Genomic DNA, 18,194 nt, shown 5'->3' on the forward strand with positions numbered 1-18,194 from the left:
ATGCACACTCCTTATTTTCGATGAAACAGCCCCTTCAGAAACGCACGGATCCCACCCGCCGGCAGCTCCTCCGCGAGCTCCTCCCGGAGATCGTCGCTGGCCAGTCGCGGATTATAGACCTTATCCTCGGAAAAGACACGGTTCATCGTGACGTCCTGCGCATCCACCGGCACCTCTGGCAGCATCTGCGCCCCATAGCAGAGACAGTACATATACATCGTCTGTCCCTGCAGGAAGCGGTCATAGTAGCCCGCCCCATGGCCCAGCCGCCGGCCATAGCGATCCGCCGCGATGCATGGCACCACCGCCAGCGCGATCTTATACGCATCCACCACTGGCAGCCCCGCCTTCGGCTCCAGCAGTCCATACGCCCCCGGCACGAGATCGTCCCAGCTCATGATCTGCACCGCCTCCATACGATGTTCCGGCCCAGGGATGCAACGTGGCACCGTTACGAGCTTTCCCATCTGCCAGGCCGTCTCGATGATCTCCCGCGTCGACGGCTCGTCCTCCGTATTTACGTAGCAGAAAATCGAATCCACCTGCTGAAAAATCGGATAGCAGAGAAAACGTGTCGCGATCTCCGCACTCGCCTGCGCACGGTACTCCTCTGTCAGTGCTTTCTTTTTTTCACGGATCAGTGCCCGCGCCTCATCCTTCGTCATATTCTCTCCATTCATATCCCGAGCTCCTCTTTCGGAAGCATCGATTCCGTATGGTGCGCACACAGGATCGCTCCGCCGGCGTTTCCACCTCGGTGCCGCATCCCATCCCGCTGTAAACATTGGCCTGCGTCAGAGCCAGCGCAGCAGTGTCGGCAGCAGCACGGCCATGTCGATCGGCTTCGCGACGTGTGCGTTCATCCCGGCATCGAACGCCGCCTGACGATCCTCCGCGAAGGCGTTTGCGGTCATCGCGATGATCGGAATGCCTGCCTTTTTCACATCCGCCATACCGCGGATCTTTGCCGCCGCCTCATAGCCGTTCATTCCCGGCATCTGAATATCCATGAGTATGAGATCATAGTAGCCCTCTGGTGCCTGTGCCAGCATCGTGCAGCACTCCTCTCCATCCGCCGCACGCTCGATGAGAAGTCCTTCCTCCCCGAGCAGCTCGATCGCGATCTCGGCGTTCAGCTCGTTGTCCTCCGCGAGCAGGATACGGTGTCCTCTGAGCTTCGCGTGCTCCGCTTCCGCCGATGTCTCCGGCGACGAGTATACTTCCTCCCGGGAAGCGAGCGTCAGCGTGAGGTCAACGGTGAACTTCGTGCCGACACCCTGGGTACTCTCTACCTGGATCGTGCCACCCATCTGTTCGATGAGGGATTTGACGATCGGAAGTCCGAGACCGGTGCCGACGACCTTATTCTCCGTCGTGGTATGCTCTCTGGAAAATTCATCGAAGATGTGAGGCAGATAGTCCGCGCTCATGCCGATGCCGCTGTCCTCACAGGTGAAGCGATAACATGCCTTCTTCTTATCCTCGGACGGAAGCTCATGAATCTCCACGCGGATGGCGTGTCCATCCGGGGTGTACTTGATGGCATTGCTCACGATATTGAGATAGATCTCCTCCAGCTTCGTCTTGTCACAGTACGCAAACTTATGCGGCACATGGGCGTCCTCGGAGTACTGGATATTCTTTTTCTGGATGTCGGCTTCAAACACCGTATTGACGGAGTGGAACAGTGCACTGAGATCCGCCGCTTCGAGCTTCAGCGTCACAGTACCGCTTTCGATTCTGGCCATCTCCAGCACCTGATTGATGATGGTCAACAGCAGGCCGCTTGCGTTCTGAATCTTCCGAAGATAGCCTCTCGCCTTTTCCTGATCATCGAGATTTCGATTCAGCAGCTCCGTGAAGCCCATGATGGCGTTCATCGGCGTCCGGATATCATGGCTCATATTGAAGAGGAAGCGTGTCTTCGCTTCACTCGCCTCCTGCGCCTCTGCAGCCGACAGCTGCAGCTTCTCGGCATACTGCTGTTCGTGATAGCGTTTCATAAAGAACAGATAGAACAGCGCAGCGATCAGAAGCGATAAAACATAGCAGATCACGACGTCAGAAATCCAGTAGGATATCGGAATCCAGCCATCCGATGGGATGATATCGAAGTACCAGCTGTCATTCGGAAGCGTGCAGTCTACCGTCAGTCGATCCTTCGGAAATGAATGCGGGCACTGCACCAGCACATTCGGCTCGCCGGTCACACTGTCCTCTTTCCAGATCCAATAGCAGTAGTCGGCTTCACTCAGACGGTCGAGTCCCATCTTCGCCACAAACTTGTTCCAATCGATGACCAGGACGATGAAGCCCCAGAACTCCCGCTGCTCCGCAGTATTCATCTGATATACCGGATTAAACAGAAGCGCACCGATGCCACCCTGTCTTAGCTCAAACGGGCCCGCGATGGTATATTCCATACTTTCTTTCGCCAGCTTCGCATCGACCGCCCGTTCATGCGCCATCAGCAGATCGAGCCCGATCGCTTCTGCGTTTTCCTCCATCGGATAAATCTCCGCGACGACCCCCTTCGGTGCCAGCTCGAAGGCCTTCACCACACCATCTTCATTCGGAAGCATACTCGCCAGCGTAGAGAATCCCTCCTCGTTCAGCTCATATCCGGCCAGAATGACATTTTCCAGCACATTCGAGCAGGTCACATACTCATCCAGCTGAGACTGGATTCTGCGAACTGTATTCTGTGCGGTATACATCGCTGTAGCCTGTTCATTTTTCCTGATATTTCCCAATAAAAAATAAGCCAGAAAAAGTGCACTCACGAAGGCGATCAACCCGACCACGTAGCACTTTCTCTGTATTTTCTTCTCCACCGGGTTACGTTTCACCATAGTATGCACTCCATTTCTGCTGTCTATGTTCATTATAAGGCGCATGGACTGCAGATGCAAAAATAAAAATATTTTCCTCTGACAAAAGTATTGCTAAAAGTTTTTCCGAGTGGTACTATATAGACACAAGATAAAAAAAGATTCGTTAACAGAAAATCTTCTGACGAGAAAGGAAGATTCAGACGTTAACAAAGTGGTGATTCGACAAATCACCGAAACGATAAAAAAGGAAGGAGGTATGAAAACGATGATTCCAGCACAGTTCGTTGATAATATCTCCGGGCTTCACGAAAGATAAAATCCATCGATAACAGCGCATAAGCGGTCATGTTATTCAGCATCGGAGTGTTTCTCCAGATAAAGGATCTTTCACCAGGCTCGCGCGATATTATCATCTTTATAAAAACAAAATAGAACAGATATCCAGAAAAGATAGCACAAAGCTATTTTAACCATATAGGCTTAGTACCTAGAGGAGATACTCCGTTGTACTATTAAGTTTTTAAATCGAATATGGAACATAAAACATAAGCTTAAATGCTTAGCATATAAAGAGGAATCCCAGAGGGGGATTCCTCTTTTTCAGGTTCTGTTTCAATCGTAGCTCTTTCAGATCCGTCGTCCTCTTCGGATGGTTTAGCGAGCGCGCATACCTTCACGCAGCGATCCCCAGCCGTGACTTATATTTCATCCATCATAAAAGGGGGAGCAGACCTTTCGGTCTGCCCCCCTCTTCTCTTCATTCATCAGATCAGTGAATGAGATCCTCATAAAACTCGAATGCTTCCTTATCTGTAAAGCCTTCATGCACTACCTTATGAACCGCCTGCGCCATCTCTACCGGATGCTGGCTCTGGAAGATATTACGTCCCATGTCAACACCACGTGCGCCCTTCTGAATCACTTCATAAGCCAGGGTCAGTGCATCCTTCTCTGCAAGCTTCTTACCGCCGGCTACGACGATCGGTACCGGGCAGGCCGATACGACTTCTTCGAAGTGCTCACAGTTATAGGTCTTCACGATCTGACAGCCCATCTCTGCGATGATACGAGTCGCCAGCTTGAAGAAACGGTCGGTACGCTCCATCTCCTTACCTACGGCACATACGCCCAGGGTCGGGATGCTGTAGCGCATACCGGCATTGATCACCTTGCTCAGGTTATCGATGCTGGACAGCTGTCCATCTGCACCGATAAATACCTGTGATGCCATACAGTCCGCATTCATACGAATGGAATCCTCGATATCTACAGCTACGACTTCATGACTCAGATCATCCTGCAGCATGCTTGAACCAGAGGATACTCTCAGTGCAATCGCATTGGTGAATTCCGGTTTTAAGCATGTGCGAATCGCGCCTCTCGTGCCCATAAAGCAGTCAACGTATGGTGCCAGCTTCGGCAGTAATAAGTCAAGTCGCTCCAGGCCGGCCGTGCTGCCCATGAAATAACCATGGTCAAACGCAAACATCACGGTGTTTCCGCTCTTCGGATTAAAGATATTCGCAAGATGATGCTTCATTCCCCAATCCAGATTATTTGCGCCCTTAAGATAAAATCCATCCTGATTTGCAAATGGTGTATCTACGTGATAATCCTTCGCTACTTTAAGTCCCTCTAAATCTGCCATCGATGTGTTTCCTTTCGACTATATTCAGTTTGTTACAACATACATATCATAAGTTATATTCAGTTATATTTGTAGTATTTATGATTTAGAAATCATAATTGTTCATGTTCTCAGCGGTGAATACGAGACGCTCCGGAAGAAGAACGACACCATTATTCTCATCACCGGTAGCTGCACCAGCGGAGATGCTTTCGTTTGCAAGAACTTCGCAGGAGCCGATCTCAGGGATATCGATGGAATCGCCGACCTTCACAGTGTTACCTGCAGCGAGATATGCAGCGACGTAGCAGCCCATAGCGCCCTGAAGCTTTGCATCCCAGAGACCCCAGTTGTAAAGAGTTCCGTTTATGCAGTACTGCTTTACAGCGTTCGGAGTTGCGAAACCGGTGATGGTTACGTTGTCCTTGTTATAGCCCTTGTTCTCTGCAGCCTGTAACTGGCCAGGAAGAGCAGTAGAGTCGTTACAGATGATGACGTCGATATCCGGGTTTGCATCGAGAACAGCCTCACCTACCGTGATGGACTTCTCTGCATCCTGCTCAGAATAGTAGTTATCCGGGTGAACATTGGTCCAGTTCGGATAGGTCTCAGCGATGATTTTTTCACCTGCAACCTGCCAGCTGTTCTGATCGGTTACGGTCGCCTGTGAATAGTGCCAGCAGTACTTGATTTCATCCTTCTCCGGATCCTTGCCTCTTGCCTTTAAGCCATCCACAGCCATATCAACGAGCATCTGTCCTAAAACTTCCGGTGTTCCCTGGGAAACCATAAGGCTTCTATCCTCAACGTTTGCGTCCGAATCCCATGTGCTGACAACGATACCGGCATCCCTCGCCTCATTCAGTGCATCTGAAACACCTGCTGCATCTACAGTGGAGATACAGATAGCATCTACGCCTGAAGAAATCGCCTGGTTGATAACGGATACCTGATCTGCTACGGCTGCACTTGAGCTGCCCATGTAGTTTACGTTGATGTTCCACTTCTTTGCGAACTCCTGAGCACCATCATTGGCAACCTCGAAGAATGCGTTACCGGTCAGCTTCGGAATAAACGCAACGGTCTTTCCTTCTACGCTTGCACCGGATGTGCTCTCTGCTGCCGGAGCCTCGGTCTCTGCAGCTGCTGCGGTGGTCTCTGCTGCAGCTGCAGTGGTCTCTGCCTTCGCTGCTGCGGTTGTCTCTGGTGCCTTGGTGTTTCCACCACAGCCTGCGAGCATAGATGTCAGCATCGCACCTACTAATACGGTTGATAAAATCTTCTTCATTACATTTCCTCCTTTGGATGTTTGATATGTATGTTTAGATATGATCTAACTTGGTTTATGCAGCTGCCTTCTGCCGCTGACTTTTACATTTTGCACGGTAGTTTACAAACGCCGGATGGACCATCAGTGCACGTCCCAGCAGAACAACGACCAGCAGGATGCCGATCGGCGCATCCAGGTACTGTGCATTGATACCGAAGCACAGCGGAAGTCCGAATTTGATCAGTCCGATAATGATGGTCGCCAGCACGGTGCCGAGTACATTTCCCTTTCCACCGGTCGATAAGGTACCACCCAGCACAACAACGGTGATGATATTCATGGTGAATGTACTTCCGAGATCGGACTTTGCGATGTTGTAGTACGAGGTAAGAACGATACCTGCGATGGCCGCACCGATCGCACTCAGCACATAGGTAGAAAGGACTACTCTCTTCGTATTGATGCCCGAGAAGCTGCCGGCATTCGGATTCACACCGACGAGAAAGATCTTACGTCCATACTTGGTCTTATGAAGCACGATGCCCATGATGACGGCTACGATCAGAAAAACGATCGCCGGGCCCGGTGAGATCTTACCGATTTTAAACTTGGTCATCGCTCGGAATGCATCCGGAAAATTCGTGATACCCATGTAGGACGGTGTATTACTCATGGTGGATACCATCAGCGCAAGGCCGGCATACAGGAAGCTGCCACCCAGCGTCGCCACCATCGCCTGCACTCCACAGTACGCGATGAAGAATCCGGTCAGGATGCCACATAAGATAGCGATCACGACAGCCAGTGCAACCGCCGCCCAGATATTGAGTCCCCAGTCCTGCCACGCCACACCGATGATGATCGAGGTCAGTCCTACGATGGAGCCTGCCTGGATATCGATACCGCCGGTGATCATGACCAGTGTGACGAAGATACCGATGATACCGATCGGAACGAAGTCATTCATACTGCGGAACATCGACGAAACATTCAGGAACTTCGGATTGGTTACGCCGAAAATAAGAATTTCGATCAGAATGACGGCGATCAGGAACCAGTTCCAGTTCAGCTTTGCTTTCAGCTTGTTTTTATTTTCACTTGAAACATTTCCGCTCATCATGCATTCTCTCCTTCCGTCACCATATCATCCCGTGTTCTTGCCTGCAGTCTTTCATGTCTTAACTTCATTCTGGACCGAATCTGCATGACAGAATCGACGACGACGATCACGATCAGGATGCTTCCTGTAATCGCATCATTATAATTGGACGAGAAGCCCATAAATACCAGAAGGTAACTGATGGAACTCATGATGACCGCGCCGATGGCAGATCCGATCACACTTCCCACACCACCGGTAAGGCTGATACCACCCAATACACAGGCGGCCACGGCGGTCATCTCATATCCATTACCACTCGAGGTGGTGACGATACCGATACGGCTGCAGAACAGGATGCCTGCAATCGACGCCATCACAGAGCAGATGATATAGGACAGAAACTTGGTCTTGACCGGATCGATACCGACCAGCTTCGCACCATCTGCATTATCGCCGACCGCCTTTACGTATCTTCCCTTTCGCGTTCTGGTAAGAAGAAGATGGACGATCAGTGTAAGAATCAGCGCTCCGATGAAATAATAGGTAATCTTGATGCCCGGCAGTGCCTTCGCGGAAATATCCTTAAAACTCTTCGGAATATTATTTACATCTGCACCATTCGTGTAGATAAACATCAGGCCTCGTAAGATACCATTTACACCTAAGGTAAAAATCAGTGAAGGTGCTTTCATGATCGCCACACCGAAGCCATTGATGCAGCCGACGATGATACCGATCAGAATGCCGACCGCAAAAGCGACCGCCCAGCTGGCACCGTTACAGATCATGGAACCCACAACCACGGCGGTCATGCCGAGGCAGGAGCCTACCGATACGTCGATTTCTCCGACCATGATGGTAAATGCCATGCCCACCGATATAATGACGAAAACAACCGACGAATTAAAGCAGGCGGCGATATTACTTACCGCCAGAAACGCCGGATTGATACAGCCAACCACTGCAAAAAGTAAAATCAGGAAAAAGAAGCTCGTCATTTCTCTCTTTTTCAAGAGTGTCCGTAAACTGTTCATTATTCTTTCTCCTTTCCAACAACACCGAAGGAAGCTCTCGTGAGATTCTCCTGATTGATTTCTGATCGTGCAAACTCACAGTTCAGTCGTCCCTGGTGGATGGTCACTGCCCGGTCGCTCAATTCGATAATTTCCTCCATATCGGATGAAATCAGCAGTACAGCCAGGCCTTTCTTCGACAGACCCTTGATGATGTTATAGACATCAGTTCGTGCACCTGCATCGATACCTCGTGTCGGCTCGTCCAGGATGATCAGCTTCGGACCGGTCGCCAGTGCATGTCCGATGACGACCTTCTGCTGGTTACCGCCGGAAAGACTTCCCAGCTCCTGATCCTGTCCGGTTACCTTGATACGGAAGTCATCGATGTACTGCTGTGTCAGTTCCTTTTCCTTTTTTGTATCCAGGAAAACCTTTCCCATGAAAGATTCACCCAGGATTCCGCTTGTGATGTTATATGCAACCGATGAAATCTTGAAAATACCATCGGCATGTCGATCCTCGGAAACATAGTTGAGGCCGGCCTTCATCACCTTCTGTGTACTCAGTCCGGTGATATCCTGTCCATCCAGATAGACCTTACCACCCAGCACCTTATCCATACCGAAGATGGTCTGTGCCATCTCGGTTCGTCCGGCACCAACCACGCCTGCAACGCCCAGGATCTCGCCAGGGTACACCTTCAGGGAAATATCCTTAAACCCATAGCCGCTGAAGTTCTGAAGCTCCAGCACCGGTGCCTTCGTGTAATCAACATCGGTTTTGCTTACGACTTCCTGCTGATCTGTGGCATCCGGTAAAAGTCCCTTTACCAGCGCAGCCTTCGTGAATTCTCCGATCTTTCCCATCAGGGTGATACGTCCATCCCGCATGATGCCGACGTCGGTCGAAATTTCAAACACCTCGTCCAGACGATGGGTGATGTAGATGATGCCGATACCCTGTGCCTTTAAGTCCTTGATCACCTTGAACAGGCTTTCTACTTCCTTAAAGGTAAGTGCGCTGGTCGGTTCGTCCAGAATCAGGATCTTCGCGTGTCTCAGCAGTCCGCGCAGCAGCTCAACCAGCTGCTGCTCTGCGATCGAGAGCGTATTCGCCTTCCGGTTCAGCTCCAGGTTCCAGCCGATGCTCTTCATCGTATCGATCAGTTCCTTATGGAGCTCCGCCTGTGGTCTGGTAAAACCGATGAGGATATTCTCTTCCACGCTCATATGCGGGAAAAGCAGCGGCTCCTGTGGCACCATGTATACACCGCTGGACAGGGCCTCGGTCGTTTTGCCTGCCGTCATCTCCTTACCATCGACATAAACCTTTCCACTGTCATGTGTATAGATGCCCATAATGATCTTCATTAAGGTACTTTTTCCAGCACCGTTACCTCCGATCAGGGAGAGGACTTCTCCGGCTTTCAGGCTTAATGTCATGCCCTTCAGAACTGCATTATCGCCAAAGGATTTATAAATATCGCAAACCTGCAGCAGATTTTCAGCTCCTGGTTTATTGTTATTCTCCATTATGACCTTTCCTCCATTGCATTGGGCACTTTTGTTCAACTAATGAACTTATATTAACGCCGTCACTATCATTTGTCAACATAGCAAGCGCGCATTCCAAATATTTTATTGTTCAGTTTAACAACTGTGTAAATGAACGCTTTATTTATATTGACATTTTGCACAATGCTCTTTATACTTTTGATAAACATATTTTTATGCCATGAACATTTGTTGCGTTTAGCCACCGATTTTTATACAGAGGATCTCATCATGGAGCAGAACTATAACTATGAAGAAGAATTAATGATTAAAATCGCCTGGTATTACTATATCGAGAACCTGACGCAGCAGGAAATCGCGAAGCTTCTGGGCATTAACCGTATCAAAATCCTTCGTCTGCTCGATAAGGCAAAGGAAAACGGGCTGATCACCTTCCAGATTCGAAACAGCAGTACCCGACGTCTGAATATGGAAAAGGACTTCAAGGATCTGTTTCATTTAAATGATGTCCTGATCATCCCATCGCCGCCATCCGGTGATTCTTTAAACGATTCCCTGGCACAGGCAGCCTCCATGTACATCAATCAGCGCATCAAGGATAATTCCTATATCAATATGGGCTACGGCGATACGCCGAGCCGGATACTGAACTATCTGGCCCAGCGCTCGGAAAGTCCGATCAATGTGATCTCGCTGACCGGTGGTGTCAATTACTACCTGCCGAACGCGCAGTCCAGTATCTTCAACGCCCGCCTGCATCTGATTCCGAGTCCGCTGATTCTGAGCTCTTCCTCTATCATGGAAGAACTGAAAAAGGAAAGTGATATCCAGCGCATCGCAAACATGGCCATGATTTCTGATTTCACTGTCGTTGGCATCGGTGGCATGGACACCAGTGCTGCCACCATCATCAAAAACGCCATCCTGACGCCGGATGACTACCTGTTTCTGCAGAAGCAGGGCGCCGTGGGGGATATTTTAAGTCACTTCATCGACATCCACGGACATCTCATCGACAGTGACCTCGAGAAGCGCCTGATGAGTCCTCCGCTGACCAAGATCGAGAACTTCAACAATGTCATCGGTGTCGCCGGTGGCCCGCATAAAATCGAAGCGATCTACGCCACCCTGATGGGCAGCTATCTCGACGTCCTGATCACAGATGAGGACACGGCTGCCGCTATTCTGGAGCTTTATCAAAGCAAACAATAATCATATATTTCGAAAGAAAGGATGGTTTATCAAATGAAGAAATATTTAATGGCGATCGATGCCGGAACCGGAAGCGTACGTGCGGTTCTCTTCGATGTAGAGGGAAACCAGATCGGCTGCTCTCAGCATGAGTGGACGCATAACGAAGACCCTCGTTTTCCAGGAAGCATGGACTTCGACTGGACCTTCAACTGGAAACTGGCCAGCAGCTGTGTTCGGAACGTCCTCGCCGAAACCGGCATCGATCCTGCAGACATCGCAGCGATTTCGACCACCTGCATGCGTGAGGGTATCCTCCTGTACGATCAGGACGGAAACGAGATCTGGGCCTGCGCCAATGTCGACGCCCGCAGCACAGATGAAGTCGCGGAGCTGATTCGGATGGATCCGGATCTGGAGCTTGCGCTGTATAAGAAGTCCGGTCAAAGCTATGCGCTCAATGCGATTCCTCGTATTCTGTGGGTTAAGAACAATCTCCCGGAGATTTACGAAAAGACCGCAAAGGTCGGCATGTTTAACGACTGGCTGATTTACAAGCTGACCGGCGTACTCGCTGTCGAGCCGAGTAACGGATCGACCACCGGTCTCCTGGATCTGCAGACACGTACATGGGATACCGACATCGCCGCAAAGTGTCATCTGCGCACTGACATCTTCCCGGACGTTCTGGAATGCGGATCGATTGCAGGTGCCGTCACCGCAAAGGGCGCTGCCGAAACCGGTCTCGCAGAGGGGACACCGGTCGTCGTCGGCGGTGGTGACTGTCAGCTCGGCACCATCGGTGTCGGCGCATGTAAGCCGGGCGAAGCCGCGGTATTCGGTGGCAGCTTCTGGCAGTATGAATTTAATACCGACAGCGGAAAGACCGATCCATACGGACGCGTCCGTGTAAACTGTCATGCCGTACCCGGCGTATGGCAGTACGAGGCGCTCGCCTTTAAACCAGGCCTCGTGATGCGCTGGTTCCGCGATGGCTTCTGTCAGGAGGAAAAGAGAAAAGCAAAGGAGATCGGTGACGATCCGTATAACCTGATGAACCGTGAAGCCGAGAAGATCCCGGCTGGATGCTATGGCATGATGTGCTGCTTCAGTGATGTGATGAACTTCATCAACTGGAAGCATGCCGCGCCGACCTTCACAAACTTCGAGCTTTTACCAGAGAAGTTTAACAAGTATACCTTCTACCGCTCCATCCTGGAAAATACCGCGATGCTGGTGAAAGGACATATCGAGCTCGTAAAGGAAGCCACCGGAAACGAGCCGGACAAGCTGATCTTCGCCGGCGGTGCATCCGTAAGTGATTTATGGTCGCAGATTCTCGCCGATGTCACCGGAAAGACGGTGGTTACACCGGTCGTGAAGGAGGCAACTGCCCTCGGCGCAGCCATCTTGGCCGGCTATGGCGTCGGGATCTATCCTTCTATCGCTGAAGGCGCTGCCCGCTGCGCAAAGATCGATAAAACCTTTACACCGAACCTCGAAAATAAAAAGATCTACGATGAGATGTATCCGGTATGGCGGGAGGTCTACAAGGCAAACCTCGCACTCTGCGATCGAAAGCTCACGAAGAATATGTGGATCGCGCCAGGCCTGTAAGCAGTACCTGATTCGTATAAAACATTTAAGTGAAACTCAGATTCAGAGTTCACAAGAAGAAAAGAAAGGAAATAGACATGTTTGTAGTAAATGAGAAAGATTTTGAATACCGTTTCGGTGACAGCGGCCCGAAGTATCTGATGAAGGGACCTCGCATGAACTATGCACTGGTTCAGTTCCAGCCGGGGCAGGATTTCCAGGCACACTATCATAATGTCATGGAAGAGAACTTCTATATCTTAGAGGGAAAAGTCGATATCGTGGTTGACGGCGTCTGCCACACCTTAAGCGAAGGCGATTTCATCCATATCGAGCCAGGTGAGGTGCACTATGTAAAGAACGCCTACGATCAGACGGTTAAGATGGTTTCTACCCTTGCACCTTTCCAGGAAGTGGATAAGGTCAATGTAGATAATCCTGTATACTAATGTCTGAATATCCATATCTGTATATTTATTTCTAAAGAAAACGGAGGCTGTCCATCAGGACTTGCCTCCATTTTTCATTGTCTTAATGTATGTATACTGCAAAGATGGTGCACAGCATCATGCGATGCCGTTCTAAACTCCTGTCCATATACGCACAGTGCCCGATTCAGGATCTGATTCAGGACTTCTTGCCGGCCATCATGATCGTATCACGCTCTTCTACATGGTCGCCCTTCAGATAGCTGTCTGCCTGTACCGGTGACAGCTCATGAAGATCATACGGGGTCTCCTGGTACACGAAGTTCAGCCAGTTCGTGTAGGTGCAGTTCGAGGTCGAACGCCAGCTGAGGATGGGTTCCTTTGACGGATCATCATCCTCATAGTAGCCGACCGGGAGCTTCGGATCGAGGCCCTTCTTCACATCGCGTTTATACTCCTTATCGAGGTCGTACTTATCATACTCGGAGTGGCCGGTGATGAAGATCTGACGGCTCGAGCAGGCGAGGATCATATAGCTGCCGCCCTCTTCCGGCTTCACCGCTTCCGCGACGACGTAAAGCTCTGGATTCTTCCGTACCGCCTCCTCATCGATGCCCGTATAGCGGGAGATCGGCACATTGAAATAATCATCCATGCCGCGCATGATCATCTTCTTCCGGTGGAGCACCTTCTGACGATAGATCCCGGAAAGCTTTTCCGGGAGCAGACGCTTCTCGATGCCATAATGATAGTAGAGTCCGGCCTGCGCCCCCCAGCAGATGTGAAAGGTCGAGAAGACATGGGTCTCGGACCACTTCATGATTTCCGTAAGCTCCGGCCAGTACTCCACCTCCTCGAACGGAAGCTTCTCGACCGGTGCGCCGGTGATGATCAGACCATCGAAGTACTCCTGCTCCACCTGGTCCAGGGTCACATAGAACTTATTGAGATGAGAGGCGTCGGTATGCTTCGACTCGTGGGTCGCCACGGTCATAAAGGTGATCTCTGTCTGAATCGGGAAGTTCGACAGCACGCGGAGGATATCGAGCTCCGTGTCCTCCTTCAGCGGCATCAGGTTCAGAATCGCGATCCTAAGCGGTCGGATCTCCTGAGACTGCGCTCGCTTCTCATCCATCACAAAGATGTTCTCGTTCTCCAGGATATGCTTCGCAGGTAAATCATTCTGTACTTTAATCGGCATAGGGTACCTCGTTTATGTTTATGATCAGACCAGTATAGGCGATTTATGAATGAAAATGTACAGGAAAATGCATTTTCATGCAAATAAATGAAACTGAACCAAATTATATCTCGAAATCCTATTGCACACAACCAAAACTCATGCTATAGTACTATCCGCACTTGAGAAATCGGTGCGCAATTTCATAACTTATTCAGAGACGGTGGAGCTACATAGGAGCGATGAAGCCGCAGCAACCCCGGAAACGGAAGGTGCTAACCTGAGCGAACGTTTTGTTTCGAGCAATAAGATGCGGATTTTCAGCCTGTCGATTGTTCGGCAGGCTTTTTTATACATCAGTCCCCTGCCGGGAGACTCATTCATCGAACATTCCGGCACCGTGCTTCACAGCGACTGATCCGCAAAAGACACTTCGAAACACCATTTGGCTTACGCCAGAAAGGATTTACACATGTTATTTTCATCAGAGCAGGTATCCAACGGGCATCCGGATAAGATCTGTGATCAGATTTCCGATGCCATCGTAACCGACATTCTGCAGCACGATGAGCTCAGCCGTATCGCAGCCGAGACCATCATCAAGGATTACGAAATCACCGTGATGGGTGAGATCACTTCCAACTATGAGCCGGATTACGACAAGCTGATCCGCGATGTACTCCGCAACATCGGTCTCACCGATGTCGAGAAGTACAACATCCGTTACCTGATTTCCAGACAGTCCCCGGACATCGCGATGGGTGTTGATAACGACGGTGCCGGCGACCAGGGTATGATGTTCGGCTATGCGACGAACGAGACCGCGGAGATGCTGCCGATTCCATACGTTCTTTCCACGAAGGCGCTGCTCAAGCTGCGTGCCTACAACCTGAAGGACGGCTTCCGGAAGTTTCGTCCGGATGCGAAGGCACAGGTATCCTTCGATTATGATACTCACCGCATCGACACCTTCCTGATCTCCACCCAGCATGCCGAGGAGACCTCTCTCGACGAGGTACGTGAGATCGTTTCCGGCATCATGAAGGAAACCGCAGAGGAGATGGGCCTCAACACCGACTTCCGTGTGCTGGTGAATCCGACTGGCCGCTTCGTTCTCGGTTCCTCCTTCGCCGATTCCGGTCTGACCGGTCGTAAGATCATCGCCGACACCTATGGTGGAGCCGCACATCACGGCGGCGGAGCCTTCTCCGGTAAGGATCCGAGTAAGGTCGATCGTTCCGCTGCCTATATGGCACGTAAGATCGCCCGCGACATCGTAAACGCCGGCAAGGCGGATCGCTGCGAGGTACAGCTGGCCTACGCGATCGGCGTCGCAGAGCCGGTTTCCGTATATGTCGACTGCTTCGGTACCGAAAAGCAGGATCGTAATACCATCTGGGAGGAAATCAAGCACAACTATGACCTGACTCCGAAGGGCATCACCCGTGCGCTGGATCTCCGCCACGTAGATTACAACCTGGTATCCAGCTACGGTCACTTCGGCAAGTCCGAGCTTCCATGGGAGAAGTAACTTGTCCCAGATGAAGTCAAAAGAAAAGACACTCTGGCATGATGGTCTTCAGTACGATCTGCTCCTCGGCATCGCCCTGGAGCTGATCGTACTTTTCGTTTCCATCCTCTTCTGGCATATGCAGTTCCCGAAGCTGGCCATCGCGAAGGCAGAGGTCCTGAACCTCCTGTATCTCGTGCTGGCACTCCCACTGCTCGTCGGCATCTTCGGGCTCTCGGCACGGTCGATGGAAAACACCTTCTGGACCCGGCTCCTCACACAGCTCGCGTGGCCGGCACTCCTTGCCGGTGTCCTCGCCGCCCTCATCCTCTGCCTGATCCCGCCCTACTGCTCCGGCAGTACGAAGCCGAAGCAGTATATGCAGATCGATCAGGGCATCGACGAAAACATGCTGGCCGACCTGCAGCAGCTCTTCCCGGAGACCATCCTGCCGACTGCCGGTGATGTCTCCTACCAGTACTATAAGTACACGAGTATCCTCGAGAACAGCCTGCACATAAGCCTCGGCGAGACGCTCGACGAAGCCAGCTTTCAGCGTGAAGCTGCCCGCATCGATGCTCTGCCGATGCTTACATCCGGCACCCGCACGGAAGGCGAGAACATCACGCTCATCGATCTCCAGACCCCGGAGGGTCTCCTCCTGCACCTGAGCCTCGACGCCGCCTGCCACCGCATCATCTACTCTGCCAGCTGCCAGCACCACTAATCTTAAGAATTTCGTAAGGGGGTCTGACCCCATTACGAAATCATTACGAAATCCTTAAGCCGGCCGTAAGGGGGTCTGACCCCATAAAAATGACCCCATAAAAAAACGGAACCTTCAGCGGTTCCGTTTTTTGTAGGGATTACTTATTATAGTTTACGATGGTGCCGAAGTCCGGCTTCAGAGATGCGCCGCCGATCAGTCCGCCATCGATATCCGGCTGTGCGAGGAGCTCCTTGCAGTTGCCGGCATTCATGGATCCACCATACTGGATGCGGATCGCCTCTGAGGTATCAGTGTCATAGATCTCACCGATGGTCTCACGGATCGCCTTACATACCTCTTCAGCCTGTGCAGAGGTCGCCGTCTTACCGGTTCCGATCGCCCAGATCGGCTCGTACGCGATAACGACACCCTTCGCCTGATCAGCGCTTACGCCCTGGAATGCGATCTTGATCTGCATACGGATCCAGTCCTCAGTGATGCCCTGCTCTCTCTGCTCGAGGGACTCACCACAGCATACGATCGGCTTCAGACCCTTCTCAAGTGCCTTCAGAAGCTTCTTATTGATGTCCTCGTCGGTCTCATGGAAGTAGCCTCTTCTCTCGGAATGGCCCATGATCACGTACTCTACGCCCGCATCGACGAGCATGTCTGCAGAAATCTCACCGGTGTATGCACCCTTATCCTCGAAATACAGGTTCTCTGCGCCTACATGTACATTGCTGCCCTTTACAGCATTGACCACTGGTACGAGGTCGATAGCTGGTACACAGTACACAACGTCCACGTCCTCATTCTGCACAAGTGGCTTTAATGTCTCGACGAGCTTCAACGCCTCAGAAGGAACCATGTTCATCTTCCAGTTACCGGCAATAATCTTCTTTCTCATATAGATACCTCTTTCTAAGATGATGAAAAAAAGCCGGAGGCACTCCCACGGAAGGCCTCCGGCCACAGTTCAATTAGTTCTTATCGTCTGCTGCAGCAACACCCGGAAGCTCCTTACCCTCAAGGAACTCAAGGGAAGCGCCACCACCCGTAGAGATATGGCTCATCTTATCGCCATAGCCGAGCTGGTTAACCGCAGCTGCAGAATCACCGCCACCGATGATGGTTGTCGCATCGGTATCTGCGAGTGCCTTCGCAACGGCCTTCGTACCAGCCGCAAGGGTCGGGTTCTCGAATACACCCATCGGTCCGTTCCATACAACGGTCTTTGCGAACTTTACAGCCTCTGCATAGAGCTCAGCAGTCTTCGGTCCGATATCCATGCCCATCTTGCCAGCCGGAATCTTGTCAATGTCTACAACCTCTGTATCGATCGGTCCATCGATCGGATCTGGGAAGTGATCGGTGATGACGGCATCTACCGGAAGAAGAAGCTTCTTACCAAGCTGCTCTGCCTTTGCAATCATCTCCTTGCAGTAGTCAAGCTTCGTCTCATCGCAGAGAGAAGAACCGATCTCGTAGCCCTGTGCCTTTGTGAAGGTGAATGCCATACCACCACCGATGATGAGGGTATCGCACTTCTCAAGGAGGTTCGAGATAACATTCAGCTTATCTGCAACCTTCGCACCGCCGAGGATCGCTACGAAAGGACGTACCGGATTCTCAACCGCCTGGCCGAGGAACTGGATCTCCTTCTGCATCAGGTAGCCGACCACATGCGGGCCATTGATGTACTTGGTAACACCAACATTGGAGCAGTGTGCTCTATGTGCAGTACCAAATGCATCATTTACGAATACATCTGCGAGAGAAGCCAGATCCTGTGAGAATGCATCACCATTCTTGGTCTCCTCTGCTCTGTAACGAGTATTCTCGAGAAGAATCACATCACCGTCCTTCATCTCTGCAACGGCTGCTCTTGCGTTTGCGCCGACAACCTCAGGATCTGCTGCAAACTTTACTTCCTGGCCGAGAAGCTCGGAAAGTCTCTTTGCAACCGGAGCGAGGGTCTTGGAAGGCTTATCCTCCTCTGTCTTCACCTTACCGAGGTGGGAGCAGAGAATCACCTTGCCACCGTCCGCGATCAGCTTCTTGATGGTCGGAAGTGCAGCGACGAGTCTGTTCTCGTCGGTGATCACACCATTCTTCAGAGGAACGTTGAAGTCGCATCTGCAAAGGACGCGCTTGCCCTTTACATCGATATCATCCACTGTTAACTTGTTTAAACCTGCCATAATAAATCTCCTTTTA

Annotated in this window: 15 protein-coding genes and 1 riboswitch; of the genes, 5 read left to right on the forward strand and 10 right to left on the reverse strand. The window is 51.2% G+C overall.

Annotated features, from left to right (window positions below; genetic code table 11):
- Positions 1-11: 11 nt before the first annotated feature.
- From ACTQ52_RS09750 to ACTQ52_RS09780, 7 genes are all read right to left on the reverse strand, one after another.
- Positions 12-680: a 5-formyltetrahydrofolate cyclo-ligase gene (locus ACTQ52_RS09750; RefSeq protein ID WP_441982490.1), complete on the reverse strand. Its 669-nt coding sequence runs from the start codon at positions 678-680 to the stop codon at positions 12-14.
- 114 nt (positions 681-794) lie between these two features.
- A complete protein-coding gene (locus ACTQ52_RS09755; RefSeq protein ID WP_441982491.1) occupies positions 795-2,852 on the reverse strand; it encodes an ATP-binding protein in 2,058 nt (685 codons plus the stop codon).
- A 751-nt stretch (positions 2,853-3,603) separates the two neighbouring features.
- Positions 3,604-4,482, reverse strand: coding sequence for a 3-hydroxy-5-phosphonooxypentane-2,4-dione thiolase (gene lsrF, locus ACTQ52_RS09760; protein ID WP_441226799.1), 879 nt, complete (start codon positions 4,480-4,482; stop codon positions 3,604-3,606).
- An 85-nt stretch (positions 4,483-4,567) separates the two neighbouring features.
- On the reverse strand, positions 4,568-5,749 hold the full coding sequence (locus ACTQ52_RS09765; RefSeq protein WP_441226800.1) for a substrate-binding domain-containing protein: 1,182 nt from the start codon (positions 5,747-5,749) through the stop codon (positions 4,568-4,570).
- Positions 5,750-5,804: 55 nt separating this feature from the next.
- Positions 5,805-6,851 (reverse strand): ABC transporter permease, encoded by a 1,047-nt coding sequence (locus tag ACTQ52_RS09770; protein ID WP_441226801.1) that lies wholly within the window; start codon positions 6,849-6,851, stop codon positions 5,805-5,807.
- A complete protein-coding gene (locus tag ACTQ52_RS09775) occupies positions 6,848-7,867 on the reverse strand; it encodes an ABC transporter permease (RefSeq protein WP_441226802.1) in 1,020 nt (339 codons plus the stop codon). The genes ACTQ52_RS09770 and ACTQ52_RS09775 overlap by 4 nt, the downstream gene beginning before the upstream one ends.
- Complete coding sequence (locus tag ACTQ52_RS09780; protein WP_441982492.1) at positions 7,867-9,381, reverse strand: sugar ABC transporter ATP-binding protein; 1,515 nt, start codon at positions 9,379-9,381, stop codon at positions 7,867-7,869. The genes ACTQ52_RS09775 and ACTQ52_RS09780 overlap by 1 nt, the downstream gene beginning before the upstream one ends.
- A gap of 252 nt (positions 9,382-9,633) precedes the next feature.
- Here ACTQ52_RS09780 and ACTQ52_RS09785 point away from each other — a divergent pair, with 252 nt between their 5' ends.
- From ACTQ52_RS09785 to ACTQ52_RS09795, 3 genes are all read left to right on the forward strand, one after another.
- A complete protein-coding gene (locus ACTQ52_RS09785) occupies positions 9,634-10,575 on the forward strand; it encodes a sugar-binding transcriptional regulator (RefSeq protein WP_441226804.1) in 942 nt (313 codons plus the stop codon).
- A gap of 33 nt (positions 10,576-10,608) precedes the next feature.
- Positions 10,609-12,171, forward strand: a complete 1,563-nt coding sequence (gene lsrK, locus ACTQ52_RS09790) for an autoinducer-2 kinase (RefSeq protein ID WP_441226805.1) — start codon at positions 10,609-10,611, stop codon at positions 12,169-12,171.
- A gap of 77 nt (positions 12,172-12,248) precedes the next feature.
- Positions 12,249-12,599, forward strand: coding sequence for a cupin domain-containing protein (locus tag ACTQ52_RS09795; protein WP_441982493.1), 351 nt, complete (start codon positions 12,249-12,251; stop codon positions 12,597-12,599).
- 178 nt (positions 12,600-12,777) lie between these two features.
- Here the strand turns inward: ACTQ52_RS09795 and ACTQ52_RS09800 are convergent, their stop codons facing one another.
- Complete coding sequence (locus ACTQ52_RS09800) at positions 12,778-13,779, reverse strand: homoserine O-succinyltransferase (RefSeq protein ID WP_441226807.1); 1,002 nt, start codon at positions 13,777-13,779, stop codon at positions 12,778-12,780.
- 186 nt (positions 13,780-13,965) lie between these two features.
- A riboswitch (SAM riboswitch) is annotated at positions 13,966-14,070 on the forward strand.
- A 160-nt stretch (positions 14,071-14,230) separates the two neighbouring features.
- Between ACTQ52_RS09800 and metK the strand changes: the two genes are divergently transcribed.
- On the forward strand, positions 14,231-15,289 hold the full coding sequence (gene metK / locus ACTQ52_RS09805) for a methionine adenosyltransferase (protein WP_410042908.1): 1,059 nt from the start codon (positions 14,231-14,233) through the stop codon (positions 15,287-15,289).
- Between the two features lie 10 nt (positions 15,290-15,299).
- Positions 15,300-15,995 (forward strand): hypothetical protein, encoded by a 696-nt coding sequence (locus tag ACTQ52_RS09810; protein WP_441982494.1) that lies wholly within the window; start codon positions 15,300-15,302, stop codon positions 15,993-15,995.
- A 139-nt stretch (positions 15,996-16,134) separates the two neighbouring features.
- Here ACTQ52_RS09810 and tpiA read toward each other — a convergent pair whose 3' ends face one another.
- Together tpiA and ACTQ52_RS09820 are read right to left on the reverse strand one after the other, a co-directional pair.
- On the reverse strand, positions 16,135-16,884 hold the full coding sequence (gene tpiA / locus ACTQ52_RS09815; protein WP_410042906.1) for a triose-phosphate isomerase: 750 nt from the start codon (positions 16,882-16,884) through the stop codon (positions 16,135-16,137).
- A gap of 73 nt (positions 16,885-16,957) precedes the next feature.
- Positions 16,958-18,178, reverse strand: coding sequence for a phosphoglycerate kinase (locus ACTQ52_RS09820; RefSeq protein WP_441982495.1), 1,221 nt, complete (start codon positions 18,176-18,178; stop codon positions 16,958-16,960).
- Positions 18,179-18,194 lie beyond the last annotated feature (16 nt).

It is taken from the genome of Oribacterium sp. Sow4_G1_1, assembly GCF_052116105.1.
In the GTDB taxonomy this organism is placed as follows: Bacteria; Bacillota; Clostridia; order Lachnospirales; family Lachnospiraceae; genus Oribacterium.

Excerpts from the sequence above, each read along its gene's own strand:
- ACTQ52_RS09820 (WP_441982495.1), bottom strand. The coding sequence starts at position 18,178 with ATGGCAGGTTTAAACAAGTTAACAGTGGATGATATCGATGTAAAGGGC.
- ACTQ52_RS09750 (WP_441982490.1), bottom strand. The coding sequence starts at position 680 with ATGAATGGAGAGAATATGACGAAGGATGAGGCGCGGGCACTGATCCGT.
- ACTQ52_RS09785 (WP_441226804.1), top strand. The coding sequence starts at position 9,634 with ATGGAGCAGAACTATAACTATGAAGAAGAATTAATGATTAAAATCGCC.
- ACTQ52_RS09755 (WP_441982491.1), bottom strand. The coding sequence starts at position 2,852 with ATGGTGAAACGTAACCCGGTGGAGAAGAAAATACAGAGAAAGTGCTAC.
- lsrF (WP_441226799.1), bottom strand. The coding sequence starts at position 4,482 with ATGGCAGATTTAGAGGGACTTAAAGTAGCGAAGGATTATCACGTAGAT.
- tpiA (WP_410042906.1), bottom strand. The coding sequence starts at position 16,884 with ATGAGAAAGAAGATTATTGCCGGTAACTGGAAGATGAACATGGTTCCT.
- metK (WP_410042908.1), top strand. The coding sequence starts at position 14,231 with ATGTTATTTTCATCAGAGCAGGTATCCAACGGGCATCCGGATAAGATC.
- ACTQ52_RS09810 (WP_441982494.1), top strand. The coding sequence starts at position 15,300 with ATGAAGTCAAAAGAAAAGACACTCTGGCATGATGGTCTTCAGTACGAT.
- ACTQ52_RS09765 (WP_441226800.1), bottom strand. The coding sequence starts at position 5,749 with ATGAAGAAGATTTTATCAACCGTATTAGTAGGTGCGATGCTGACATCT.
- lsrK (WP_441226805.1), top strand. The coding sequence starts at position 10,609 with ATGAAGAAATATTTAATGGCGATCGATGCCGGAACCGGAAGCGTACGT.
- ACTQ52_RS09795 (WP_441982493.1), top strand. The coding sequence starts at position 12,249 with ATGTTTGTAGTAAATGAGAAAGATTTTGAATACCGTTTCGGTGACAGC.
- ACTQ52_RS09775 (WP_441226802.1), bottom strand. The coding sequence starts at position 7,867 with ATGAACAGTTTACGGACACTCTTGAAAAAGAGAGAAATGACGAGCTTC.
- ACTQ52_RS09800 (WP_441226807.1), bottom strand. The coding sequence starts at position 13,779 with ATGCCGATTAAAGTACAGAATGATTTACCTGCGAAGCATATCCTGGAG.
- ACTQ52_RS09770 (WP_441226801.1), bottom strand. The coding sequence starts at position 6,851 with ATGATGAGCGGAAATGTTTCAAGTGAAAATAAAAACAAGCTGAAAGCA.
- ACTQ52_RS09780 (WP_441982492.1), bottom strand. The coding sequence starts at position 9,381 with ATGGAGAATAACAATAAACCAGGAGCTGAAAATCTGCTGCAGGTTTGC.